We start from the raw sequence: 23654 nt of genomic DNA, 5'->3' as shown, positions 1-23654 counted from the left end.
CATTAAAGGGCGTAACCGCGTGCATCATATGGCTAATAAAGAACTCAAAAAACTATTCCATCTAAGTGCTTTAACGGTCATACAATACTACCCTGAGTTCAGGACGTATTATAACCGTAAAAAGGAAGAAGGCAAGCACCCAATGAGTATCTTAAATGCGATAAGAAATAAAATCGCACTAAGAGTAGTCGCTGTGGTGAACCACCAGAAACCTTATGTAAATAATCAATTAATTGCTGCATAATATTTTATAAAAAAAAAATAAAAAATACTTGTATGAATCATAACAATCATGCCGGCGCAGGCCGGTATCAGGATCTCGTTTAAGCAGGTTTTAATCAATCTTTTTAACACCCTCCGCTTCCTTAGGTACAAAAATAAGCGATGCAATAACAGAAAGAACCAATACCCCCCCTACAATCAACAATGACGATGGAGATGAAATGTGATAAAATGGAGCTATCACCATTTTAACACCAATAAATGCTAGAATAATTGCCAAACCATATTTCAATAAACTGAACATGTGAATAAAGTTAGCCAAAAGGAAATAAAGAGCTCTCAAACCCAATATGGCAAATATATTAGAAGTATATAAAATCAAAGGATCATCTGGGGCAATAGCAAAAATTGCAGGGATAGAATCTACTGCAAACAATAAATCTGTAAACTCAATTACCGCTACCACAACCAATAAAGGCGTAGCCATTTTAATTCCATTTTCAACAGTGAAAAACTTAGCACCATCAAATTCCTTACTCACTTTAAAAAGCTTATAAATCACTCTAGCGCCCGGACTTTTACTAAAATCCTTTTCCTCATCATCGTCATCAGTCGAAACCCAGGATTTAATACCCGCATAAATAAGAAACAAACCAAAAAGCAGCAGTACCGCATTGATCTTAACTATGTGACCAAATAAAGTCATTTCGGGCAAATAAGTAAGGTTAATTAACCCAACACCTGCAAAAATAAAGATGGCTCGGAATAGCAATGCACCAATAATACCCCAAAACAACACTTTATGATGCAATTCCTTAGGTACATTAAAAAAGCCAAAAACCAATATAAAAACAAACAGATTATCAACCGATAAAGCCTTTTCTATCCAATATGCCGACTGAAACTGTGTGAATTTTTCAAAACCAGAGGTCAAATAAATTACCCCACTAAACAACATTGACAAAGAAATCCAAACTACAGACCATATCGCAGCCTCCTTACTGGTTACGGCATGCACCTTCTTATTAAAAACACCTAAATCTAAGAGCAGCATTACTACTACTACAACTGCAAACCCGATAATAACACCGGGGTGATTAATCATACTATCCATCTTTTATTTATATTTCTTTTTTGTGTGACACTAGTAATAAAAATGCTAAAAAAGATCTGTTTTCAGCATCGATTTTAAAATATTGGCCTGAACATCATAATTATTCAAATGATCAAGGAAGTTAATATCCGAAATCTTCACATAATTTTCTTCAAGCAGTGTTATAATCTCCTTTGGAATATAGGTCTTCAGTGCAACCGCCTCTCCCTCCAGCTTATCATTCTTATAAGACAACTCCTGAATAATCCTCCCCTTTTCAGATAAGTTGTTCGTCCAATCAATCCCTTTCAGTTTTGCCAGATCACAAAACAAAAACAAATTCCTGCTTGGAAAAAAAATAAAATACCGATCAAGATCAATAAACTTATAGAGTTCAATGATCAATTGTCCAGCTTTCAACCCACTAAAAAACTCAGTCCTGAAATCATGCTTACACAATAACCCCATTAGTTTTTTATGGATAGTTGCATGTGTATCCGCATACACATCCTTCACATCGTAATCAATCAATACCCCCAGTTTCTCGGCAGAAACATCATAGTAAAAATCCTTTGAGTATCTGGAGCTAAAAGTATTAATGTGCTTTGCAAACGGAAATTCTTCAGTAAAGTCAGACAGCGACTGAAACAGCTTTCTTAAAGATAAATTGATCTTGAGTGCCTGTTTTTGCTTGTCCAGGTTAAAATTCTTTTCAGTAAAGACCGAATCGCCCATATTAGCGATCATCTCCTTATTCAGCTGAATTTCATCATAAATAAGGGTAACATTCTTTTCGTTACTCTTTTTGATCTTCCTTAAAAGTTCGATCAAACTGCTAGTAAACTGAACATGAAACAATTCAAGTTTATCAATATCGAGTTCATCATTATTTTCAAACAATTGATGAATTACCTGGCTCCGTAAATAAATTTTATATACAGCTTCCTCCTCGAAAAATACAGAGAGCAGCTGTAAACGGCTGATCTCTGTACGTGATTCTCTTAAAATATTTACATGGCGTTCATCCATTTGTTAAAACTAATTAACGCGGGTAACATTCTTCTTCAGTTCAGTTTCTAAAGTTTTCAATTCCCCATCCAATACCCTTCTGCTTTGAGCGCCATCCTCATGAATTTTCTTAACCTCATTCAAGGTTTCAATTAATGATTGTGTCGTTCTTTTTAATGTATCTAATGAAACTACTGTTTTTTCGTTTTCTTTAGCCACATCAATACTATTTTGTTTTAGCATCTCTGCATTTTTCTGCAAAATAGTATTCGTCGTATCCGAAATCTTTTTCTGCATCTCTACATTAGCCTTTTGCCTTTGTAAAGCGACAGCGATAGTCAGTTGGTTTTTCCAGACAGGAATAGTCGTAGACACAATAGACTGCGCTTTTTCAGCGATAGAAGTATTGTTGTTCTGTACCACCCTTATTTGAGCAAGAGACTGCAACATAATAAACCTTACGATCTTCATATCCGCCAGCCTTTTGTCAAGTCTGCTGATAAAATCCCTAAGATCGGCAATTTCGTAATCCTGATAATCAGCAGGCCTACCCTCCATTTCAGCTAGTTTAGCACTTAATTCATTGTACTTAAACTGACCCGAAATGATCAATTCCTCCATATCATGAATGTAACCTACATTACTATCAAACATGGTTTGCAGAGAACTGTTGTCTTTAATAGAGTTTAAACGCCCTGCCTTAACCTTATTGGTAATCTTATCAATGTTATTTACCACTACATCATACTTCTGAAATAGCTTTTTAACATCAACCACCAAATTCTTTAAAAACGGAATTTTAGAAATAAAAGATTTAAAACCGCTTTGCTCTAACTCAGCAACATCAATATAATTGAGTTCCGTAAGCAATTCATTGATTAAACCACCAACTTCGCCACTATTATAAGTCCGCACAGATGATAAAAAATCATTACTGTACTTCTCCATAGAGTTTTGTGCCTCTACCCCATAATTCAAAATAGAATTAACATCAGATGGCTCCAAAGACTTGCTCATCTCTCTGTACTTTTGCTCATCCTCAACAGAAAGGACAGTCAGATCAACATTACCTTCCTTATCAATCTTTGTCGGAGTAAGCGACTGAGTAGTATTTTGGTTTGTTTCCATAGTTTTATATAATCAAGGTTAACCCTTATAAATAACTTTGAGTTACCGTTTTAACTGTTTCTTCCAGTTTCTTATCTTTAGTAGGTTCGCCTATTGCATTGAATTTCCATTCACCGTTTTTCTTGTAAAACACGCCCATTACCATAGAAACATGACCGGCAAAATTAGAACCATTTGCGATATCATAATTTGCAAATACTTCATTCACACGTTTAGGTGTTCCTTCATAAATACGAATCGATGCAAAAGGAATAGTACCAAAATCATGCCCTCTAAAGCTGTTCAATACAAAAGCAACATAATTCACATTGGCATTTAACCTAGAAAAATCAAGTGTAATCACCTCATTATCCAAGCCATCATCACCACCCATATCGCCAGTCAAATCATCTCCGCTATGCTTTACAGATCCATCCTTTGAGGCCAGGCTACCGAAATAAACTACATCAACAAGCTCTTTATTTTCATTATACAAAGCACAACTAGCATCCAAATCAACTGCTTCTTTGGTTTTACCAAAGCCAAACATTCCTTTTTTCTCTATCGCGCCCCAGTTAATACCCACACAAACACTTTGAAGTTTGCTGCCATTGCTTTTCTCAAGACTAATTCTTTGTCCTTTTTGCAGATTAATTGCCATAATTTCTTATTGATATTTATTTAAATAATCCTGTAAACCACCTTTCATTCCCATTCCAACCGCTTCAAATTTCCATTTATCATCACGCTTGTAAATTCTACCGAATTCAACAGCAGTTTCAATAGAAAAATCTTCCTCCAACTCATACTTAAGTAACACCTCATTAGTAACAGCATCAAAAATACGTACAAATGAATTTCTCACTTGACCAAAATTCTGTCTTCTATTCTCCGCATCATGAATTGTAACTACAACGCATATCTCAGATACATTCGCACCTGCTTTGGTCAAATCAACTTTAATTTGCTCATCATCGCCATCACCATCACCAGTTAAATTATCACCAGTATGCTCAACAGCGCCATCTGGCGACTTTAAATTATTATAAAATACCAAGTGTTCATCCGAAACTAACTTTTTGTTTGCATCCAGCATAAAAACAGAAGCGTCTAAGTCAAAAGCAGTTCCAGTTGTAGAACTATTCGTATCCCATCCTAAACCAATAGTGAATTTAGGAGCATCAATATTTTCTCTTTGTCCTTTTTGAAGATTAATGGCCATAGTTAAATCAATTTATATTTTTTATTATTTAAGTAGTTCTTTATAAAGTTTAAATTTCTAGAATAGCTTTCTATAGTATGGTAGCTATTCCCTAATGCAAGGTTATAAAGATTTCTAATGAAATCATTACTCTGCCGTTCCAGGAAAATAGAGAAGCTATTAAAATCGCAATTTAAGATATATTTAACAATCCTGGTGTTAAAACAAAAATTACCGCTTTTAATAATTTCTTCCAAATCAAAGATTGACTTTACACTGTGGTAATTTAAATGGTTTTCTATATTCGGATGAATATCGTGATTTACCAGCTCAGCAAAATACAACATATGTATTTCGTTTTTCAAGGAATAATCTTTAACCATTTTCAAAATCATCCTTTCATGACTCCCGGTTATTTTAATATCATCTAAAAAAACTAAAATCTTACCAGCTAAAAAATCCTTGTCAATATGAAACGAATCATTCCCTATTAACTTCATTCTATCCTCCGCACTCAATTCCCCATAATCCTCCTTATAAGTAATTGTGCGGTGTACTTTTGCTTCCTGAGCTACTAACATCCCATTTTCTGCCAACCAGTGATTCAACTGATAAACGAAATAGTTTTTCATCGCAAAAGTTGCAGTAGGAATAAAGCAATATGGACTCGAAATCACCACAATTTGATCTGTAATGGGATTATCAACCAAAATATCCTTTATAAATCCATCAGCAAGCGCTTCCCCAAATGCTTTAGCGACAAGATCATCACCAAATTTAAACTTGCTGTAATTATCAGGATGAAAATCAAAATTACTGGCATTGTGAATTTTGTGTAGAGAATAAGTATATGGGATCATGAGAGTAAATTTGAAATGGATAAATGATTTGAATTGATCAATAAGCTATTTATTCCTATAGCTTCGGCACCACGAATATCCGCCACAGGATTATCGCCTACATGTATAATCTCGCTTAAACTGATATCAGCGTGCTTGTTTCTGTCAATAGTGTCCAGCATAAGCTGGAAAAAGCTTAAATTGGGTTTAGACATTCGTACTTCGTCCGAATACAGTTGAAAATCAATAAAACTATCCAATTCCAAATGTTTCAACACCTTTCTTAAAGTTTTTCCCTTTATAAATCCTGTGTTACTTAAAATACTAATCGTACTTTGATTAGCCTCTTTCAGTTTATACAAAACGTCGATAGATTCAGAACCGTATAGCAAAGGCATGTTATTAAATAATAACACCTCCATGTCATCATACAGTTTATCTACATCAATATCTTGAAATTCAGTAGAAAAATCATTAATGATGCTAATCACCATAAGATACATCTCTTCTGCATCAATATTTTTACCGGTTTTTTCATTGATGGCATTCACCATCAGGTCTACTTGTCTAAATATATAAGCAACCTCTTCTATCGTCTTTTTAGCAGCATTAAAATTATCATAAAAATATCTTGTCCGCTCCAACTTAAAAGCCGGATTGGATTTAATCAAAGTCAACCAAAGGTCAAAGGAATAATGTTTATAAAAAGGCATCTTCAGCGTATATTTTACAGGGTTCGACTCAGTTCAAACCCTAATGTTACAAATTAAATCAACTTATCCAGCGGCTTTCTATTGTTCAATTCCGTTAATTTATACTTGCTTGGCGTAAAACTAGTAACCGTTTTAAATTGAGTAGATAAATGAGCGCTACTACTATAGCCCATTTTATAGGCGATTTCGTTTAAATTCAGCTCTCCGTATTCCATCAGCTCTTTCACTTTCTCGATTTTCTGTTGAATAATGTATTTTTCAATCGTCAAACCCTCTACTTCCGAAAACTGCCTGCTCAAATAAGCATAATCCTTATTCAATCTTTCAGCAATAACCTGAGTTAAACTTTGATCGATAGTACTCAAATCCGAATAATGAATCAATTCAATAACCTGATTTTTAATCTGTTCAACCAATTGATCCTTTTCTTTATCGATCAATTCAAATCCTAAAACCTGCATCGCAGAAGCTATATCTTGTAACTTATTCGCATCGGGAGCTGGCTCAACGTCAATCTTGCCTAAAGAGATATCATTCACCTTTAAACCAAAATTCTCTAACTGTTGTTTCACAATCATGATACAACGGTCGCAAACCATATTCTTAACATACAACAACATAGGCAATCAATTACTATTTTAAAGAGCAAATAGCCCCATTCACAAATATAAAGCAATAATTAATCTATTTAGGCCTTTCACGTTATCGTTACACTAATCTAACCTAAGCAAAACAAACTCCCTAACTCCACATTTATTATATTTGCAAACCTTCACAAAATCTTGCTCCCCGCTCACAGCATAAGATTGTGTTAACCCAATAAAAAGCAATGACTCAAAAAAGATATTATAGCCTAATTTTAATACTAGGCTCACTTACGGCTCTTGGCCCTTTTTCGATTGATATGTACCTTCCCGGATTTCCTGCAATTGCAGCAGATCTTCAAACCAATACATCAAGAGTATCTTTATCCCTATCTAGCTTTTTTATCGGCATCTCAGCCGGACAATTACTCTATGGTCCATTGTTAGACAGATTTGGGAGAAAAAGACCGCTATACCTTGGCCTATTAGTCTACATCCTTGCATCAGCAGGATGCGCCTTTGTAACCACAATTGACGCGCTAATCGGCTTAAGATTCATTCAAGCACTAGGAAGCTGCGCCGCCACAGTAGCCTCCGTTGCTATGGTGCGTGATTTATTCCCAGTTAAGGATAACGCCAAAGTATTCGCACTGCTGATGCTTGTTTTAGGTGTTTCACCAATGGTTGCCCCAACATTAGGTGGATATGTAACCGTAGCTTTCGGTTGGCATACCATATTCTTAATCTTACTCGGTTTAGGTACTTTTAACCTAATAGCCAGTTGGCTTTGGTTGCCGGAAAGTTATAAACCCGACACCAATCTTTCCCTAAAACCAAAACCTATCATTAATAATTTTTGGATCGTATTTAAAACCCCACAGTTTTACACCTACGCCTTAACCGGTGCACTGGCCTTTTCTGGGTTATTTGCTTACATATCAGGATCTCCACTTTTGTTTATGGAGATATTTCAGGTTAGCGAAGAAACCTACGGATGGATTTTCGCTCTCCTTGCATTAGGTTTTATCGGATCAAGCCAAGTCAATACATTAATGCTCAGACGCTACACCAGCGAACAATTGATCTCTGGAGCATTAATTACACAGTCCATTACCGCAATAGTTTTTCTTATCGGAAGCATCTACGGTTGGTTCGGACTTACCGAAACAACTGCATTGCTCTTTGTATTTTTATGTTGCCTGGGCTTCGTAAGTCCAAACACCTCAGCGCTGTCCTTATTGCCTTTTACAAAAAATGCAGGTAGTGCATCAGCCCTAATGGGAGCCATTCAAATGGGAGTAGGTGCCTTAGCTTCAGTTGGCGTTAGCCTTTTTGCTGTCAAATCAGCAGTGCCTACCGTAAGCGTTATGGTGCTAAGCTCCGTACTAGCCCTTACTGTTTTGTATTTAGGAAAGAAAAAACTGAAGAGCCAACATAAGCCGTAAAAAATATTTGCTCCACACGTAGGGGTAAAGATTCAATTGGTTGTCCTATTTTAAAATAAGACAAAAATGAACTTTACATTCTACAGAACAAACATTCAAGTACCAGCGTTTAAGACTATTCTATGTGTGATTTTATGCCTAACAGGGATAAAATCATTCGGTCAGCACAGTCCTACCGGAAAAATGCATTTTGGCATTATTTATCCCCTTAGTACTAATGGCACCCATGCGCCGCTAGATACAAACACTTTATCGATCCATTTGCTGGCTGGCGTTTCGGCTGCCGAGAGAGGCGCTTCTTTCGCAGGAATTTCAAACATCGTCCGCAACGACACCAAAGGCTTTCAGATTGCCGGCATTTCCAATCACGTTACCAAACAAGCCAATGGAGCTCTATTTGCTGGCTTTTTAAATACCTATGGTGGCGGAGATGTAGCTGCAATTGCAGGCTTTGCTAATCTAACAAAGGATGTAAAAGGTTTGCAGGCAGCAGGGTTTATCAATAAGGCGGCTCATATCAACGGTACCCAGGTTGGTGGCTTCATCAATAAAGCCAAGGATGTCAAAGGATCACAAATAGCAGGCTTCATCAATATTGCAGGAAAGGTTAAAGGCGCTCAGGTTGCTGGATTCATCAATGTGGCCGACAGTAGCGACTACCCTATTGGAATCATAAACCTCGTTAAAAACGGAGAGAAAAGCATCAGCTTAACCACCGACGAGACGCTTACTACTATGCTTTCCTTTAGATCTGGTGGAAAAGTTCTTTATGGAATCATCGGCCTCGGCTACAATTTCAAAAATTCTGATGAAGTCTACGCATTTGAAGCTGGCTTAGGTGCACACCTTTTCCAATCCAAATCATTTAGATTAAACACAGAAATTATCGGGATTGGATTAGAAAGCTTTAAAAAAGGAGATTATTTCAAAACATCATTAAAACTACTTCCTGCAATTAAAATCACACGTAACCTTGAAATCTTCGGTGGCCCTTCATTAAACTATCTGAATACAAATAGTAGCGAAGGCTTAAAATTGCACAAAGACTATATCACCACGTGGGAAAACAAACGAAATGATAACTTTCAAGCACTTTACATTGGTTACGGTGGCGGAATCCAATACATATTCTAATCCTTAAACAATAATAATCCAGATAAATAACAAGATAATGTGATGTTAAGCTTTAATGACTATAGGAATATGCTGCAAGACATAAAGCACAATGACGGACTTAAAGAACTTTTGTTCTTTATATGCGCCAGCCCATCTAAAACCTATAAACATAAGCCTGGCAAAGCACTACAGTTAGCTTCGCCTAAAACCATTGCTAAACGGTTATTAAGAACTGCGCTAATCCTAATTACTATAATACTATTATTAAGTCAATTTTCCGATGCACAAGAACAGGTTGCATTTCAAATACCAAAAAGCAGCCTGTTCTATATACAACGTTCACCGGAGACAAAAACCATCGTTTATGAACTCAACTATAATAGCAATGGGACTTTACACCCTAACGACCCAATTAAAGGCTTCTGGCTCAAAAAAAACGAAGCACAAAAACTTGAACCGCTTAGTGCCAGAGAAAAAAAACATGAATACGGTATCCAAAGCAAAGCAATAGGAAATGATGAATATGAAATCAGACTGCGAGCTTATAAAAAAATGCCCTTGTACCTTAAAAGGTCGGCAGCCGACAACAATTATTATTTATACATTAAAGACGAAGGCAATAATGTATTGCTAAAGAGAGTATTTATAAAGCTTAACCGTGGCACTTTTTGGTTTCCAAAATTACAGTACATAGATTTGACAACCACAAACAGTGCTACCGGTATAGAAACCAATATATTTGAATAAGATCTAAACATTGAAACTAACTTACAGCACTCCCGAGAACAAGCATCAGCAATATGATGACCAGGCTTTTGAACAACTGTTCAAGGCTCATTTTAAAGCATTACATGCTTATGCCAATGCTATTTTAAAGGATGAAGATGATGCCGAAGAAATTGTTCAAAACATGTTCTTAAAATTTTGGGAAAAAAGGGATTTATTAAATGTGCAAACTTCTTTAAAAGCATACCTCTATAAATGCATATACCACGACAGTCTTAACTTTTTAAAACACCAAAAGATCAAGACCAAGTACCAGGACTTTGCAAGTTATACCATGAACACAAAAAATGAACCTGCATCTTCAAAAGTAGAAATGACAGAACTAACATTCAATATAGGACTGGCATTAAACAAGTTACCGGAGCAATGCCGTACCATATTTCAGATGAGCAGATTTGAAGAATTAAAATATAAAGAAATTGCAGATCGACTGGGCTTATCTGTAAAAACAATTGAAAACCAAATGGGAAAAGCGCTTAGAATTATGCGTTTAGAACTGGCGGACTACCTCTCCCTCATTTTAATAGGCTTAATGTATTACAAGGATTTTTTTAATTAAGAAACAGCATGACTGATGAATTATTGATAAAGTTTCTTTTAAAAGAAACAACCGAAGCCGAAAGCATCACAGTGCAAAACTGGCTAGATGCCAGTCCAAATAATACGACCTATTTTTTACAATTCGAAAAGATATGGAACAGTAGCAAAACACTTTCCAGCCAAAGCAAAATAAATGAAAATGATGCCTGGCTAAGGTTTAAACAAAAAACAACCAACAGCACCATAACACGTCAATTAAAGCCTAGGTACAATTGGCTTAAAATTGCTGCTGTATTTGTCCTTATTGCTGCCGGATGGTCATTATACAATATCGTAAAACCTGTTTCCTATATCAACCTCAGAGCAGGCAATACCGTAATTACAAAAATCCTTCCCGATGGATCTAAACTTACGCTGAACAAAAATGCCCGGATTAGTTATGCCAACAACTTTAAAAAAAACAGAAGCATCCACCTGCAACAAGGTGATGTGTTTTTTAATGTTGCACATGATAAAGCTAAGCCCTTTGTAATTGACATAGACAAAGTATCAGTTCTGGTTGTCGGAACCTCATTTAACATAAAGCATTTAGCCAACCAAACTGAAGTAATTGTTGAGACAGGAATCGTAAAAGTAACCCTAGGTAGAGATCAAATAAATCTCCAAAAAGGAGAAAAAATAGTGATCAACAACAGCACAGACAAATTGATAAAAGAACAAAATACAGATCAATTGTATAACTATTACCGCAGCCAAGAGTTTATAGCCAACAATACCCCACTATGGCGAATGGTAGAAGTGCTGAATGAACAATACAGCGCAAACATTATCATTAATGATCCGGCTATAAAAAACCTACCGCTCAACACCACATTAAAAACCGCTGCAAGCTTAGATCGTAATTTAGATGTGATTTGTGAAACCTTAGGGATAACCATGCAGCGTAAGCAAAACCAAATTCTATTGTCCAACCATCAATAATGAAACTTAAAATCACCCTTGCCCTATTGCTGCTTGTAGGATATGTAAAAGCGCAAATGCCCATTCCTCCATCTAAATACAATTTAGAAAAAAGAGTAAGCATCGAAGCCAAAGACCAACAGCTATTCGAAGTGCTCAATAAGATCAGCAAGGCCGGGGACTTCTATTTTTCATACAGTGGCTCTTTATTTAAGCGAGATAGCCTAATCAACCTAAGCGTCAAAAACGCGCCTGTAAGAGAAGTGCTAAACAAGCTATTTAACAACAAAGTTGATTATACAGAAAATGGAGAATACATTATTTTGCGCTATGCTCCAAACCATTTCACCATCGAACCCGAAAACATCACTACAGCAGAGAAACTATACCTGATCAGCGGCTTTGTGATAGATATAGAAACAGGCCTCAAAGTTAAACAAGCCAGTGTTTACGAGAAAAGGCTATTACAATCAACCCTCACAGACAATGAGGGGTATTTTAGGTTAAAATTCAAAGGCGAACACCAAGAGGTGATATTAACCGCCAGTAAGGAAAGTTACCGCGATACTACCCTAATTTTCCTATCAGATATCAAAATAAAGCCCGAAGGATACAATGATCCTGATGCAAACAAAGGAAACGGGCGATTCGGTGACATCGAAAACTCAGGATTGGGCAGGTTCTTCATTTCCTCACGTCAAAGGATCCAGAGTCTAAACATTCCCAATTTCTTTGCAAACACCCCTTTTCAAGCCTCCCTAACGCCCGGATTAAGCTCTCATGGGATCATGAGTTCACAAGTGATTAATAAACTATCGATAAACGTCTTAGGCGGATACACCGCAGGCACAAACGGTTTCGAAATGGCAGGGCTATTCAACATTACCAAGGGTGATGTAAAGAAACTACAGGCCGCAGGACTTTTCAATCAAGTTGGCGGCTCAGTTACCGGAATTCAGATGGCAGGATTGGTAAATGACGTACGGGGAAAAACAAAAGGATTGCAGGCAGCCGGGCTGGTCAACAATGTAAAAGCCGACGCAGCTGGTTTCCAGCTGGCAGGCATACTTAATCTAGCCGCTAAAAACATGAAGGGGACGCAATCAGCTGGCATCCTTAACCTGGTTAGTAAAGATTTTGATGGCTTCCAACTCGCAGGCATAGGCAATATAGGTGCTAAGCACGTAAAAGGTGTACAAATTGCGGGCATCTTTAATTATGCTAAAAAAATGGACGGTTTTCAATTTGGCTTAATCAATGTTGCCGATACCTCATCCGGTTACAGCTTAGGTTTAATCAACTTTATAAAAAATGGTTACCACAAAATAAGCCTATACACAAACGAAATCACCAATGTCAATGTTTCCTTAAAAACCGGTAATGCCAAGCTATATACCATATTGTTTGCAGGCTTAAACCTTTCAAATCAGGAAAAAATACATACCGCAGGTATTGGTGTTGGTCATGATTTCATCCTTAACAAACGCATAGCTATTGGGCTGGAAATGACCGGACAATACCTATACCTGGGCGATTGGAACGCAGACAACTTACTTAATCGCTTTCAAAGTAACATCCAATTTCAGTTGTTTAAGGGCTTAACGGTATTCGGCGGACCTACTTATGCCATTTACACCGGCAATCAGCACCTAAATCCCAGCGCCCCAGGCTATAAACAAAATATAGTCCCTAGCCGCCATACCAATTTAGGCGGCTCCACAAAAGGATGGCTGGGCTTCAATGCTGGCATCACCATAATGTAACCTACAGAAAAACAAAACCTTAGAATGGATGTTGTCTAATTATGAAAATGTTCAATATAAGAATTGGTTTTGGTGAACAGGAAGTAACGTTAGCCATATTGCCCACCACACAAAAGTATTATTTAGTAATTTACTTTGGTGGAATCATTGGCGCTGTTAGAATGGACCCTGATGGTGAACTTTGGGAGCAAGTACCTGACGAAGACATCATTCCCGGCGACTTACCACTATATCAACCTGATTTAGAAGCCGATCGGCTAGACATCGTTTTATGTGAAGATACTGTGTTCCACATCGGAGAAGAGATCACAGCCGTATTAAGAGAATCTTAATTTTCTAAACCTCATATAGCAGATACTACTATAAAACAACCACAACAGTAATAAATGCAACATAGGCCCCATCATACTAGCCAAACTAGCTCCCGATTGTACAATAGCCGTGTACACTTTAATAAACGGCGTTGTAGGCAATAACATCGACATCCACTGCACAACTAAGGGTAACGATTCAAATGGCCAGGTATAGCCTGTAATTAAGAAAATAGGATAAGTCGAAAAAGCCATGATCTGCAAACACAGGAGCTGGCTTTTAAACAATGAGCCAATAAATTGTGCCATTGGAATAAGCGTAAGCAGCAACACAAACAACAATACCCCTAATTGAAAACCGCTACCCCGCATCGGCAAATCGAGCAGTTTAAAATTTACGTTCAGAAAAAAGAAACCATAAGCGCCAAAAACAAAAAGATAAAACAAGCCCTTACCCCATATTGCAGTCGAGACGCCCCCACCTAGCCATTCCTTAAAGGTACCATGTTGCCGCTCGCCGGCCACACTTTCAGACAAACCAATAAGCAAAGTTTGCTGTAAAATTAGCGCCAACAATGCCGGCAGTAAAAAAGCACCATAACTCGATCTTTCATTAAACAATGGTCTGTAATCTAAATTAATGGGCATTACATTTTGCATGGCCATAGCTGTGCTTAAACCCTCAGTTTTTTCAAAATACTGTAGCCGCACTCCCGCCCCAATAGTAAGACAAATTTGCTGAACACTAGCCAATAAATCACTAGAAGGCAGAAACCTTGCTGCATTTACTGCAAGTACTACATTACTTTGTTTAAGACTGAGTAAATTAGTTTGGGTGCCCTTGGGGATATAGAAATAACCCTGACAATCGCCCTGATACATATACTCCTTTGCCGCTTCCAAATTAGGAAAATGAATCAGTTCAACCATCGGCGAATTATCAATATTTTGCTGTAACAAACGTGACAATCGCGACTGGTCATCATCCACTACCGCCAGCTTTACATTCTCCTCTTCTTTATTGATGTAAATACTCCCATAAAAAAAAGCATACAGCAATGGAGCAATAAGCAACGTAAGCAACAAACTATGGTCCTTTGCTACCAGCGATGCTTCCCTTAAAAAAAGCTTAATTAGCGACGGCCTGGACTTCTTGCTCATTTTTACTCGTATTAAATTGACGCTGAAATAATATTAAAGCTGTTGGAAACATAACTATACAAAACAAAAGCAGCTTATAAATATCTGCCTGTGCATAGCGCATGGGTAAATTCATATAGTAAACCTTAAAAAAGGCATCCAGAAAAGGTGTGTAAGGCATTATCGTAGCATAATACTGATCATACCATGGCATTGCCCATCTAGGGAAGGTAAAGCCGCTAAAAACGAATGCAGGAGAAGTATAAAACAAAGCCACATCCCCCGATAACATCACATCCTTAAACAAAGCGGAAATAAACATCCCTATACCCAAACAAGCCAGAGACAATAAGGTATACATCAAAAAGAATTTAGCTGTAGCCTCCCACACACCAATCCCAAAGAAGGGAAAAATGACAAAAGCTATTAAAAAGAAATTAAACCAACTCACCACAAGATGAGCAATCGTTTTGCCTGTAATAACCAACAACGCCGACCCATTGCTGAGCTCGAACAATTCCTGCATGGTATTCGTTTTCCACTCGTAATTGAGCGCCAACATACTACTGATGATGAGAATCATCTGCATACCTACAGTAATTAAGCCCGGAACAAGATACTCCTGGTAATTGTAGTTCGAATTGTACAACTGATAAGAATTAAGCTTAATTGGATTAGCCAATGCCATTGCCCGATCAGGCTTCATCCCTGTTTTTACCAATTTTTTCAATACTGCCCCCGAACTTCCTGTTATAATCACTTCCGCAACAGCTTTATATACAAGCTTGGCTGGTACTAATGATGCAGCATTTGTATAAAGTGTTACATTAGTCTTATGCCTGCTGAAAATATCCTTCTGCATATTTACAGGAAAGTGCACCGCACCCAATATTTCTCCTTTTTGAATCAAGTCTTTCACTTCTGCCTCGCTGCTTACGCTCCGAGTAATCTGAAGGGTTTCGCGTTGCTCCAGCAAGAAAATAAGCTGCCTGCTTATAGCCGATTTATCGTCATCCCAAATGGCAAAAGCCAAATGCTTTGCATCTTTTTTCTCATAAATCAAGGCATAAAACGAAAACAGCAAGCCGGGAATAACTAGCATAACCAGGTAAAAAACGGGTAATCTTAGTATCCGCTTCCACTCCCTTAAAATGATATGAGCGATTAACTGCATTAGGGCAGAATTAATGACGCTGTCATGCCCGAACGTAATCCCTTAATAGCCGAAAGATGCGCTGGTTTAAACTCTATTGTGAATGTTCTTAATTCAAATTGCCCCTTATCCTTAGCAGGCACCCAATTGGCAAACTCCAATGTAGGCGAAATAGATGATACCTTTACGGCAAAAGTCTCTGGCTCACAACCAGGCACAGTAACCTTTGCTAGCGATCCTACTTTCAAATCCTTTGCTTTATCCTGACGGATATTGAATTTTAAAAACGAGGAGTTTTTCTTTTCTATGGTCATCATAGGGTACCCAATAGATACAATTTCCCCTTGATGCGTAACCAGACTGGATATTACGCCTTCTGCAGGTGCATGCACCTTAGTATTATCGCCTAATGCTTTAGTGAGCTCATAAGCCTGCTCAGCTTGTTTCACAATTGCATTCGCTGTTTTAAGAATCTCTGGTCGCGTACCATTTTTAAGCATCTGCAAATTCAATTGAGCAGTCTCCATCTCTTTCTTTGCAGCCTGATATCTGAAATAAAACACATCCTTCTCCTGTCCCGAAATTACATCAGCATTGTATAAGCGCTCCATACGCTGGTAAGTCGTGTTAAACAGTTTATATTGCTCCTCAGAGATCTGGTACAGCTTTGATGTCGCTTCAATCAGTTCTGGTCTGGCTCCCTGGGTTAGCAACTCTTGTTGACCTTTAGCCGCATCTATTGCCGCTAAAGCTTGTGATTTAATCGCATCAATCTCATTAGACCGCAAAATAGCCAACAGCTGCCCTGCTTTAACAGTATCCCCCTGCTCAACTAATAAAGAGTCCAATCTTCCCGGAAACTCTGCCGCCACATCCACGCTCGAAGCGTCAACCATCCCTATCATGTTTTCTTCGTCTTTATTACCTGCGAGAAAGAAAAACAAAGCAATTATAACCACCAAAATTGGTATAAGTAGTGCCCAGTAATTTTGTATAATTTTCTTCATTTTTGTATCTTTTATATTCTTTTTGCCCTGCATCTTCACATCCTTTTACTTAATAAATTGAGAGATTTGTTTAGGATTTCCCAGACTGTTAAAATATTCTGCGAGTGCCAGGTAATAGCCCAAAACTGCTGCCTGATAGGCCTTATCTATTTCTTCCTCTATCAACACCGCATCATTTACATCCTTTGGAGATGAAAGCTGATTCTCCATCCGTTTAGTGATTAAGCTCGTGGTCGTATGTGCCTCTTTCCTGGCATTGTCCAGTACCATTACCTCATTCTGAAGAGAAATCATTTTATTCCTCGAAACCTTCGATAACACCTGCAGTGTCTGTGCAGCATTCTCTTCACCCAATTTCGCCTCATCTACCAATTGCCTTGCAGCCAATGTACGCTTGCGGGTTTGCCCGTTAAACAAGCTCCACTGTAACTCCACACCAACAAACCAATCGGGTATCGTTACCGGCAGATCTCGCTGATATAAATTGTAATTACCGATAGCAAAAACATTAGGGAGCGCAAATGATTTACTGATCTTTTCTGCAGTTTTAGCATACGAAATTTTACTTCCGGCAAGCTGATAAATTGGGTTATCAGTCCAAAAATCTCCCTGGGGCAAAACCGGATCAACCGTTACATATTTTAAAGTATCTGTAATCACCACATTAGAGTCCAAACCAACTCCAAGCAGCTTATTCAGCTCAACATGGGCATTTTGTTTATCTAATTTGATACTATTAAACCTTGCGTTTGCTTGCATCAGCACTACACTGGTCCAACTCTTTTGATAAGGAGGTAATATTTGATTCTTAACCAGCTCTTCTGCATAGTTCTTATTCTTTTCTAAGGCACTAACGATAAGCTGCTGGTTGTTTAAAAGCGTATTCAGATATAAAATACGCATGTATTGCAGAGAAATTAAAAAATCAACTTCCTTGCTTACCAGATTTACATTGATACTTGCCGTGTTTACTAAAGACTGGGCCAGATTAGTAGCCGCATCAAGCTTATTGCCTAAAAAAATGGGCTGCCTTACCCCTAAGCCCGCAACAAAATAGGATTGCTTACTCAATTCAGGATTATAATCAGGATAGATAGCGCCAATAATATTCTTTGAAGTATTCAAAATTCTATCCTGAGCAGCCTGAGAAAGGTTGTTGCCTGTAATCTCCCTAAACACCTCATTTGCCGCATTTACACTTTGTGCCGATGATCCACTAACAAGACCATCTTTAACGGTCTGCAGATTGATCGTAAGTGGACTACTCAAATAGGTGTAACTGGATAGTAAATCAACTTTAGGTAAGTAGCTCTTTTTCTCAGCCTGCAAATTATACTGACCAGATAACAAAGCAGACCGGGCTTGTCTGATGGTCATGTTATGCTGAACAGCCAAATTGAAACAATCCTGCAAACTTGTTGATTGCGCATTCAAATTCAAACAAAAGAAGGGTAAGCAGCAAAATAATAAGTAAGTAAAAGGATTACCTCGTTTTTTTACTTTAAGATTAATAGGGAAAATTTTAATCATACGGAGCTATAAAAAGATGCTGAGCAATACTAACATTGAAATAACAATAAAAGCAACGAAAGGTTTTTTATTCAGCACTGGTACCGATCCTACCTACAACTATACCGTCCCGGTAGGCAAGTCCTCACATGATTCACACATTAGACACAATCCTTTCACGAAAAGGTACCTGTTTGTGGGTTTGGTGTGAACAAGGTGTGAGGAAACCTGCTCTTTGGCTATAAATGTGATTGGGTTAGTTCTTTACAAGAGACCACTCAAAAACATCGCAATTAATTACAATATTTCTTGTAAAAAAACATAAATAATTTTATTGAAAATATCGTGTGTTTAAATTATTCTAATAATCTTGCAATCGATTTAATTCAAAAACCAATTACATAAATATATAGCCAATGAAATAAAGAAACAGCAATAACAGATCATACTTCTTAAATGAGGAATTATCTGAAATACCGCTATCTTTGGTAGGCAACACAGAATACGAAAAAGTATTTGAGCTTGCTGAAATGGACAATTTAACGCGAGAAGAAATGTGCGAATACAATCAAGGATTAAAAATAGAGCGTGATTACTTTAGCGCGATGGAGAACGTGAGAGAAGAGGAACGTAAAGAAATGGCTCTTAAATTAAAAGCCGCAAATGCTGCCTTTAATTTAATCTCTGAGACTACTGGACTCACTATTGAGCAAATTGAATCTTTGTAGTTACTCTTTTTTTAGTTCAAGAATTTGAGTTTCCATAATATCAGGGATGAAACTATTCAACATCCTGTTGTCCAAATACAATGGGGGCATAATATATTAATCTTCAGCAAATCAAATAGCATAGAGGAAGCTTATTTTTATATACTAGAAACAATAGGAAATAATTGGAGTAGGGATCTATTGGCGTTCCAAATGAAATCTCAACTATCTAAAAGGCAAGATAAGGCCTCTAAAAGAAAAAAGGCAGCCTTTTTGGGCTGCCTTTTTAAACTAAAATTTGTTATATCAATTTAAGCTTTTACACTCTTTTTAAAACTCAAGCTAGGATACGTAGCCATTACACCGAACATCACCGTTCCATAAATCACGGTACCATATAAAAACTTCAATTCGAAAGGAATTGCAGCTATTAAACATGCACCAAAACCAGCCAATGTAGGTGGATACAATCCAGGTACATACATTGCACTAATATCAGAAACAATCCAGTGGATTAGCACTATTACGATTGTTGACAATACTAAATTCTGAACATTTACTTTATTAAGCAATAACTTACTAGCAAAAACCATTGCGATAAAAGCGATATATGTCCAGTACCATCCCGGGTAAAAGAAACCAAATCCAGATGTTTGGGCAATAAAAATATCGCTGATCAATAGTACCAATAAAGGGAAACCAAATGCCTTGGCAGAACTATTAAAGTATGCACCGCCAAACAAGGCAATAGCTCCTACTGCCGAAAAATTAGCAATATCTTTAAAATTGTCAGAGTAAGGTGCCGCTACGCGGAAAATGCTAACAAGTACAACTATTGACAATAGAATTACTGCACTTGGATTAAATTTAGATCCAGACATGTTCATTTAATTTATAACACAAAGTTATATTATTTATATGGAATTTTAATGGAATACAAACATTGCAGGGAAATAATAACCGCTATAAGGAATCTGTTTAACCAGTTGTCCTGTCCCAGCATCATGAAAATAGATATTATTGACCGCGTAATTTACACCATAACCATCCTGCACAGTACTCGTAACAATTTGATTGGTTTGCGGATTATAGCCTAAATTCCTTTTATAAAAGGATTGTTTATCCGGCGTAGTAATGAATGGCTTTTCTAAAGTCGTTTTGTTGCCTTCCGTATATTTATACAACTCTTTACCTCCACCATAGCTCGGTGATTTCAATAAAAACACAGTATTATCCTTGGTAGATGCTATAATTGGAGAAGAAAACCAGATAGACCATGTTGTTGGAGGAGTAAATGGTAATTCAACACTATCGGTCTCTAAGGTTTGCGGATTGGAGCTGTACAAGTATTTTGTTTTGGTATACCATACTTTTTGGTTAGGTGTTTGCGCAAATCCTAAAGTAACTCCTGCTATTTTCTTAACTACAGTAAGATCTTCAGCATTATAAATAATCGCACCAGCCGACTGATTAAGCACATAAATATATTTACCAGCTTTTAGCATATCCCCAGTCTGTCCTGTAGCACCCAATAGTTTAAAAGCAGGTTTATAAGTTTTAAGATTAATCATATAAACACCATCACTAGCACTCAACAACCCTCTATTTTCGTCTAAACCTACAAAAGCACGCCATTCGTAATCAGTTGACCCCGGAATACGGCCAACCTCTTTAAGGGTCTTGGCATCTGCTATAACAACAGGCCCTCTAGCTTTACTTACCACATACAAATTATGGTTAAACTCCGCAGCAAACTGTACTGTAGAACTTGTAGGCATAAATCCTTGACTATTTGGATTCTCCTTTTGAAATACACTGTCCTTTAAACTTCCTGATTCATAATCAAAAAAGCTTACAGAACCTGTTCCATGACCAAACCAACCTTCATTAATTACAAAAAAACCGTTTTCATATTTACCAGGAGCAGGCAACTCTTCTTTAACAATATTATTGTCTTTTTTACAGGCAACTAAAGCACTTGTAATCATTAATGCAAACACTGCATTTTTTAAATTTTTAATTTTCATTTTTTGTCAAATAATTTCGAATTTGTGTTTTAAGAGCGCTTTATTCTGGTAAGAAAGAATTGCTATTACTTCAACAAACTAAGATCAGCTACACCAAGTACTTCTGTAGACAGCTCACCTAACCATCCCATATTAGCTTGGATACCTGTTTGAATTTTAATAAAATCAACACCCGTTAATGATACTTTTTTACCATTCTTATCTACAGCATTGCTGATATCAACCTTATCTCCACCAACAGTATTATCAGCATATCCCCATGCAAATGGAGCACTTGTGATGTAGCTAGGGTTAGTCATATCAATACCCGTAGATGGCAATATAGAACCCGTTAATGTATATTCACTTCCAGTTACCCATAGTGGAAAATAACTCTGCTTGTGAAAAGTGTTTGTAGCGACAAAACCTGTATTACCATCGCTATCTTTCCATGGAATTGGAGCAGTATCTGGTGTAGGCCTGGTATAGGTAACTGAGTAATTCCTTTTATAGCCGGCTTTACCAAAGTCACTTCCTGCCACTTCATACCAGGTATCATCAGGCTTTCCATTGTTATTTTCATCCTGCATTACCCATATAATTCCTGGTTCAGCAAAGTTTCCCATTGGATTACCGTACACAACAATATCATCCTTATCGACATTCAACACAGTATGATCAAATCCCAATACGATATAACCGCCCCATGCACCTAATGTAACCATCCCTTTTTTTCCAAGGATACCTTCAGCACTTACTAAATTTCCAGGTGCTTTATTGATAAATTGTCCAGGTGCAGGATTGTATTCGAATAACTTAGTTACATACATGGAGCTCTCAGGAGTAACAGGCTTAGTTGGAGCCTCTACTTTAATGGTGTATAAAAAAGTAAATGTATCCGAGTTATTAAAAGCAGTGTATTCGATCAGGTAAATGCCAGATTTTAAAGGCGTAAACTCATACACACCTCCAGTGCTTTTTACTTCGCCATCTAACTTCCATTCCTGTTGGTAAACAACCTCATTTGTGCTACTCGCAGAAAAGGATAGCTTTTCACTTAACTTACCAGTAATCTCTTTGTCAGCAACACCCATCTGAATGGATAGAGCCGGTATAGCCTCGTCTTTTTTACAGGCTGATAGCAGGCTAATGACTAAACATGCCAGGAGAAGATAATTTTTAATTTTCATTTGATTTATTTATTTATTTATTTATTTATTTATTGGTTAATTATTTAATGATTTAATTGATTCAGGCGATGACAATTGTATTTGGAGTCCCATGATGGCAACGGGTGATCTTACTTGTAAACAAAAGCGATATGAGCAGGAATATCTCCGGTTTCGACAGACCACTTCCTTTTTCCGGTATTTTTATCAAAACAGTACAACCTGCCAGGCGAAACGTAATCTTTGGCATCGGTTACATATACATCCTTACTAATCGGGTTAACGGCAATTCCATACGGAATCATGATATTTTTATCTGTCCCATCAGTTATAAACTTTTGGTTCGTTAGCACCTCGTCTTTTACATTTAGGATACCATAACTAATCGTATTATTACCAGTCAAATAACTAAACTCTGTACTATAGAAGTAAGCCAGATCATTATCTATAGCCAAATTACTTACGCCAATATCAAAGGTCTTTTTGACAGTCTCAGTCTTGGTATCAATCACAAAAAGTTTAGAAGGGGTATCATAGTAATCCCCTCTCGAAGTCACATATAAATCTCCGTACTGATCAGCTTTAAGTCGATGTAAATTAATAGCTACATCAATATTTTTAACCACCTGAAAGGTATTCAGATCTATGACGGAAACTGTTCTTTCATAGTTTGGTGGACTGTAACCACCAGAGTTGGCAACGTATAATTTTTCGCCAACTATAGCCATTTCTTCTGGTTGCCTACCAACCTCTACCCTTTTTACTTCGTTCAAAGTAGTCGTATCGATACATACCACGACCCCTTGTGGCGCTTTAGGATCACCAACCTCACCTAAATAAGCACTTACATAAGCTTTACCCTTATTGAAGGTGATATAACGACAATTAAGCACATCAATCTGCTTGATTTTTTTACCCGTTTTAACATCCAACACCTCTACCTTATTGGACACATTAACTACTACATATAGCTTTGAGCCATATACAGAGATATCATTCCCAACATCACCCAATCCTTTTACTACTTCAGGATTGGCTGTGCCATAAACATTCTTTCTATAAACGCCCGCATGTATATCAAGGTAATCCAATGAGGCCTTATTCATATTCATGTTTCCTTCATTAACCAGGTAAAAGCCCTTTATCGCACTTGAAGGATCAGGAATGATTGCTTCAATTTCCTCTTTCACAGGATTTATATCCTTTCTGCAAGCTGTAAGCATTAAAGCACAAAGCAGAACCGAGTTTAAAAAATATAGTTTTCTATTGTTCATA

Annotated in this window: 25 protein-coding genes and 1 pseudogene; 10 read left to right on the top strand and 16 right to left on the bottom strand. The window is 37.3% G+C overall.

Features of this window, described 5'->3' with window-relative positions; all coding sequences use genetic code 11:
- A pseudogene (locus tag EZ444_RS25665) lies at positions 1-244 on the top strand (hypothetical protein); the annotation flags it as partial.
- A 90-nt stretch (positions 245-334) separates the two neighbouring features.
- On the opposite strand, the gene EZ444_RS25660 reads toward EZ444_RS25665, so the two are convergent.
- The 8 genes from EZ444_RS25660 to EZ444_RS25625 are packed head-to-tail and all read right to left on the bottom strand — an operon-like array spanning position 335 to position 6761.
- Positions 335-1327, bottom strand: a complete 993-nt coding sequence (locus EZ444_RS25660) for a TerC/Alx family metal homeostasis membrane protein (protein ID WP_225874854.1) — start codon at positions 1325-1327, stop codon at positions 335-337.
- Between the two features lie 54 nt (positions 1328-1381).
- The gene (locus EZ444_RS25655) at positions 1382-2344 is read right to left on the bottom strand and encodes a hypothetical protein (protein ID WP_131612767.1); all 963 of its coding nucleotides are present in this window, start codon (positions 2342-2344) and stop codon (positions 1382-1384) included.
- A 9-nt stretch (positions 2345-2353) separates the two neighbouring features.
- Complete coding sequence (locus EZ444_RS25650; RefSeq protein WP_131612765.1) at positions 2354-3451, bottom strand: toxic anion resistance protein; 1098 nt, start codon at positions 3449-3451, stop codon at positions 2354-2356.
- A 25-nt stretch (positions 3452-3476) separates the two neighbouring features.
- A complete protein-coding gene (locus EZ444_RS25645) occupies positions 3477-4091 on the bottom strand; it encodes a TerD family protein (RefSeq protein WP_131612763.1) in 615 nt (204 codons plus the stop codon).
- A gap of 6 nt (positions 4092-4097) precedes the next feature.
- Positions 4098-4652, bottom strand: coding sequence for a TerD family protein (locus EZ444_RS25640; protein ID WP_131612761.1), 555 nt, complete (start codon positions 4650-4652; stop codon positions 4098-4100).
- A 2-nt stretch (positions 4653-4654) separates the two neighbouring features.
- On the bottom strand, positions 4655-5491 hold the full coding sequence (locus tag EZ444_RS25635; protein WP_131612759.1) for a phosphoribosyltransferase family protein: 837 nt from the start codon (positions 5489-5491) through the stop codon (positions 4655-4657).
- On the bottom strand, positions 5488-6183 hold the full coding sequence (locus EZ444_RS25630) for an HAD family hydrolase (RefSeq protein WP_131612757.1): 696 nt from the start codon (positions 6181-6183) through the stop codon (positions 5488-5490). Before EZ444_RS25630 ends, EZ444_RS25635 begins: the two co-directional genes overlap by 4 nt.
- A 53-nt stretch (positions 6184-6236) precedes the next feature.
- The gene (locus EZ444_RS25625; protein WP_225874853.1) at positions 6237-6761 is read right to left on the bottom strand and encodes a helix-turn-helix domain-containing protein; all 525 of its coding nucleotides are present in this window, start codon (positions 6759-6761) and stop codon (positions 6237-6239) included.
- Positions 6762-7012: 251 nt separating this feature from the next.
- On the opposite strand from EZ444_RS25625, the gene EZ444_RS25620 reads away from it, so the two are divergent.
- From EZ444_RS25620 to EZ444_RS25590, 7 genes are all read left to right on the top strand, one after another.
- A complete protein-coding gene (locus tag EZ444_RS25620) occupies positions 7013-8212 on the top strand; it encodes a multidrug effflux MFS transporter (protein ID WP_131612753.1) in 1200 nt (399 codons plus the stop codon).
- Between the two features lie 66 nt (positions 8213-8278).
- Complete coding sequence (locus EZ444_RS25615) at positions 8279-9346, top strand: hypothetical protein (protein WP_131612751.1); 1068 nt, start codon at positions 8279-8281, stop codon at positions 9344-9346.
- 69 nt (positions 9347-9415) lie between these two features.
- Positions 9416-10075 carry a DUF4833 domain-containing protein gene (locus tag EZ444_RS25610; protein WP_165503730.1) on the top strand — a complete coding sequence of 220 codons (660 nt, stop codon included), beginning with the start codon at positions 9416-9418 and terminating at the stop codon, positions 10073-10075.
- A 10-nt stretch (positions 10076-10085) separates the two neighbouring features.
- The gene (locus tag EZ444_RS25605) at positions 10086-10673 is read left to right on the top strand and encodes an RNA polymerase sigma-70 factor (RefSeq protein ID WP_131612747.1); all 588 of its coding nucleotides are present in this window, start codon (positions 10086-10088) and stop codon (positions 10671-10673) included.
- 8 nt (positions 10674-10681) lie between these two features.
- Positions 10682-11635, top strand: coding sequence for a FecR family protein (locus tag EZ444_RS25600; RefSeq protein WP_131612745.1), 954 nt, complete (start codon positions 10682-10684; stop codon positions 11633-11635).
- Complete coding sequence (locus EZ444_RS25595; protein ID WP_131612743.1) at positions 11635-13377, top strand: hypothetical protein; 1743 nt, start codon at positions 11635-11637, stop codon at positions 13375-13377. Before EZ444_RS25600 ends, EZ444_RS25595 begins: the two co-directional genes overlap by 1 nt.
- Before the next feature lie 47 nt (positions 13378-13424).
- Positions 13425-13709 carry a hypothetical protein gene (locus EZ444_RS25590; protein ID WP_131612741.1) on the top strand — a complete coding sequence of 95 codons (285 nt, stop codon included), beginning with the start codon at positions 13425-13427 and terminating at the stop codon, positions 13707-13709.
- Here the strand turns inward: EZ444_RS25590 and EZ444_RS25585 are convergent.
- The 4 genes from EZ444_RS25585 to EZ444_RS25570 are packed head-to-tail and all read right to left on the bottom strand — an operon-like array spanning position 13695 to position 18518.
- Positions 13695-14849 carry an ABC transporter permease gene (locus EZ444_RS25585; RefSeq protein ID WP_131612739.1) on the bottom strand — a complete coding sequence of 385 codons (1155 nt, stop codon included), beginning with the start codon at positions 14847-14849 and terminating at the stop codon, positions 13695-13697. The two genes, EZ444_RS25590 and EZ444_RS25585, sit on opposite strands and share 15 nt — an antisense overlap.
- A complete protein-coding gene (locus EZ444_RS25580) occupies positions 14818-16002 on the bottom strand; it encodes an ABC transporter permease (protein ID WP_131612737.1) in 1185 nt (394 codons plus the stop codon). Before EZ444_RS25580 ends, EZ444_RS25585 begins: the two co-directional genes overlap by 32 nt.
- Positions 16002-16988 (bottom strand): HlyD family secretion protein, encoded by a 987-nt coding sequence (locus EZ444_RS25575; protein WP_131612735.1) that lies wholly within the window; start codon positions 16986-16988, stop codon positions 16002-16004. The genes EZ444_RS25580 and EZ444_RS25575 overlap by 1 nt, the downstream gene beginning before the upstream one ends.
- A gap of 45 nt (positions 16989-17033) precedes the next feature.
- Complete coding sequence (locus tag EZ444_RS25570) at positions 17034-18518, bottom strand: TolC family protein (RefSeq protein WP_131612734.1); 1485 nt, start codon at positions 18516-18518, stop codon at positions 17034-17036.
- Between the two features lie 464 nt (positions 18519-18982).
- Here EZ444_RS25570 and EZ444_RS25565 point away from each other — a divergent pair, with 464 nt between their 5' ends.
- Complete coding sequence (locus EZ444_RS25565) at positions 18983-19225, top strand: hypothetical protein (protein WP_131612732.1); 243 nt, start codon at positions 18983-18985, stop codon at positions 19223-19225.
- Between the two features lie 24 nt (positions 19226-19249).
- Positions 19250-19519 carry a DUF1016 N-terminal domain-containing protein gene (locus EZ444_RS27925; RefSeq protein ID WP_131612730.1) on the top strand — a complete coding sequence of 90 codons (270 nt, stop codon included), beginning with the start codon at positions 19250-19252 and terminating at the stop codon, positions 19517-19519.
- On the opposite strand, the gene EZ444_RS25555 is transcribed toward EZ444_RS27925, so the two are convergent.
- The 4 genes from EZ444_RS25555 to EZ444_RS25540 form a co-directional block, all read right to left on the bottom strand.
- Positions 19516-20085 carry a DUF6580 family putative transport protein gene (locus tag EZ444_RS25555; protein WP_225874852.1) on the bottom strand — a complete coding sequence of 190 codons (570 nt, stop codon included), beginning with the start codon at positions 20083-20085 and terminating at the stop codon, positions 19516-19518. The two genes, EZ444_RS27925 and EZ444_RS25555, sit on opposite strands and share 4 nt — an antisense overlap.
- 45 nt (positions 20086-20130) lie before the next feature.
- Complete coding sequence (locus EZ444_RS25550) at positions 20131-21231, bottom strand: DUF5074 domain-containing protein (protein WP_131612726.1); 1101 nt, start codon at positions 21229-21231, stop codon at positions 20131-20133.
- 65 nt (positions 21232-21296) lie between these two features.
- Positions 21297-22400, bottom strand: coding sequence for a cell surface protein (locus tag EZ444_RS25545; RefSeq protein WP_131612724.1), 1104 nt, complete (start codon positions 22398-22400; stop codon positions 21297-21299).
- A gap of 110 nt (positions 22401-22510) precedes the next feature.
- On the bottom strand, positions 22511-23653 hold the full coding sequence (locus EZ444_RS25540; protein ID WP_131612722.1) for a YncE family protein: 1143 nt from the start codon (positions 23651-23653) through the stop codon (positions 22511-22513).
- Between the last annotated feature and the right edge of the window lies 1 nt (position 23654).

Source organism: Pedobacter hiemivivus (assembly GCF_004331685.1).
Lineage (GTDB): Bacteria > Bacteroidota > Bacteroidia > Sphingobacteriales > Sphingobacteriaceae > Pedobacter > Pedobacter hiemivivus.
This window is presented reverse-complemented; position numbering and strand designations above follow the sequence as displayed.

Bases quoted from the DNA above. Each gene is read 5' to 3' on its own strand.
- EZ444_RS25550 (WP_131612726.1), bottom strand. From the start codon at position 21,231: ATGAAAATTAAAAATTTAAAAAATGCAGTGTTTGCATTAATGATTACA.
- EZ444_RS25660 (WP_225874854.1), bottom strand. From the start codon at position 1,327: ATGATTAATCACCCCGGTGTTATTATCGGGTTTGCAGTTGTAGTAGTA.
- EZ444_RS25635 (WP_131612759.1), bottom strand. From the start codon at position 5,491: ATGATCCCATATACTTATTCTCTACACAAAATTCACAATGCCAGTAAT.
- EZ444_RS25600 (WP_131612745.1), top strand. From the start codon at position 10,682: ATGACTGATGAATTATTGATAAAGTTTCTTTTAAAAGAAACAACCGAA.
- EZ444_RS25590 (WP_131612741.1), top strand. From the start codon at position 13,425: ATGTTCAATATAAGAATTGGTTTTGGTGAACAGGAAGTAACGTTAGCC.
- EZ444_RS25610 (WP_165503730.1), top strand. From the start codon at position 9,416: ATGCTGCAAGACATAAAGCACAATGACGGACTTAAAGAACTTTTGTTC.
- EZ444_RS25575 (WP_131612735.1), bottom strand. From the start codon at position 16,988: ATGAAGAAAATTATACAAAATTACTGGGCACTACTTATACCAATTTTG.
- EZ444_RS25555 (WP_225874852.1), bottom strand. From the start codon at position 20,085: ATGTCTGGATCTAAATTTAATCCAAGTGCAGTAATTCTATTGTCAATA.
- EZ444_RS25580 (WP_131612737.1), bottom strand. From the start codon at position 16,002: ATGCAGTTAATCGCTCATATCATTTTAAGGGAGTGGAAGCGGATACTA.
- EZ444_RS25595 (WP_131612743.1), top strand. From the start codon at position 11,635: ATGAAACTTAAAATCACCCTTGCCCTATTGCTGCTTGTAGGATATGTA.
- EZ444_RS25620 (WP_131612753.1), top strand. From the start codon at position 7,013: ATGACTCAAAAAAGATATTATAGCCTAATTTTAATACTAGGCTCACTT.
- EZ444_RS25540 (WP_131612722.1), bottom strand. From the start codon at position 23,653: ATGAACAATAGAAAACTATATTTTTTAAACTCGGTTCTGCTTTGTGCT.
- EZ444_RS25585 (WP_131612739.1), bottom strand. From the start codon at position 14,849: ATGAGCAAGAAGTCCAGGCCGTCGCTAATTAAGCTTTTTTTAAGGGAA.
- EZ444_RS25630 (WP_131612757.1), bottom strand. From the start codon at position 6,183: ATGCCTTTTTATAAACATTATTCCTTTGACCTTTGGTTGACTTTGATT.
- EZ444_RS25615 (WP_131612751.1), top strand. From the start codon at position 8,279: ATGAACTTTACATTCTACAGAACAAACATTCAAGTACCAGCGTTTAAG.
- EZ444_RS25645 (WP_131612763.1), bottom strand. From the start codon at position 4,091: ATGGCAATTAATCTGCAAAAAGGACAAAGAATTAGTCTTGAGAAAAGC.
- EZ444_RS25570 (WP_131612734.1), bottom strand. From the start codon at position 18,518: ATGATTAAAATTTTCCCTATTAATCTTAAAGTAAAAAAACGAGGTAAT.
- EZ444_RS25640 (WP_131612761.1), bottom strand. From the start codon at position 4,652: ATGGCCATTAATCTTCAAAAAGGACAAAGAGAAAATATTGATGCTCCT.
- EZ444_RS25625 (WP_225874853.1), bottom strand. From the start codon at position 6,761: ATGATTGTGAAACAACAGTTAGAGAATTTTGGTTTAAAGGTGAATGAT.
- EZ444_RS25655 (WP_131612767.1), bottom strand. From the start codon at position 2,344: ATGGATGAACGCCATGTAAATATTTTAAGAGAATCACGTACAGAGATC.
- EZ444_RS25545 (WP_131612724.1), bottom strand. From the start codon at position 22,400: ATGAAAATTAAAAATTATCTTCTCCTGGCATGTTTAGTCATTAGCCTG.
- EZ444_RS25650 (WP_131612765.1), bottom strand. From the start codon at position 3,451: ATGGAAACAAACCAAAATACTACTCAGTCGCTTACTCCGACAAAGATT.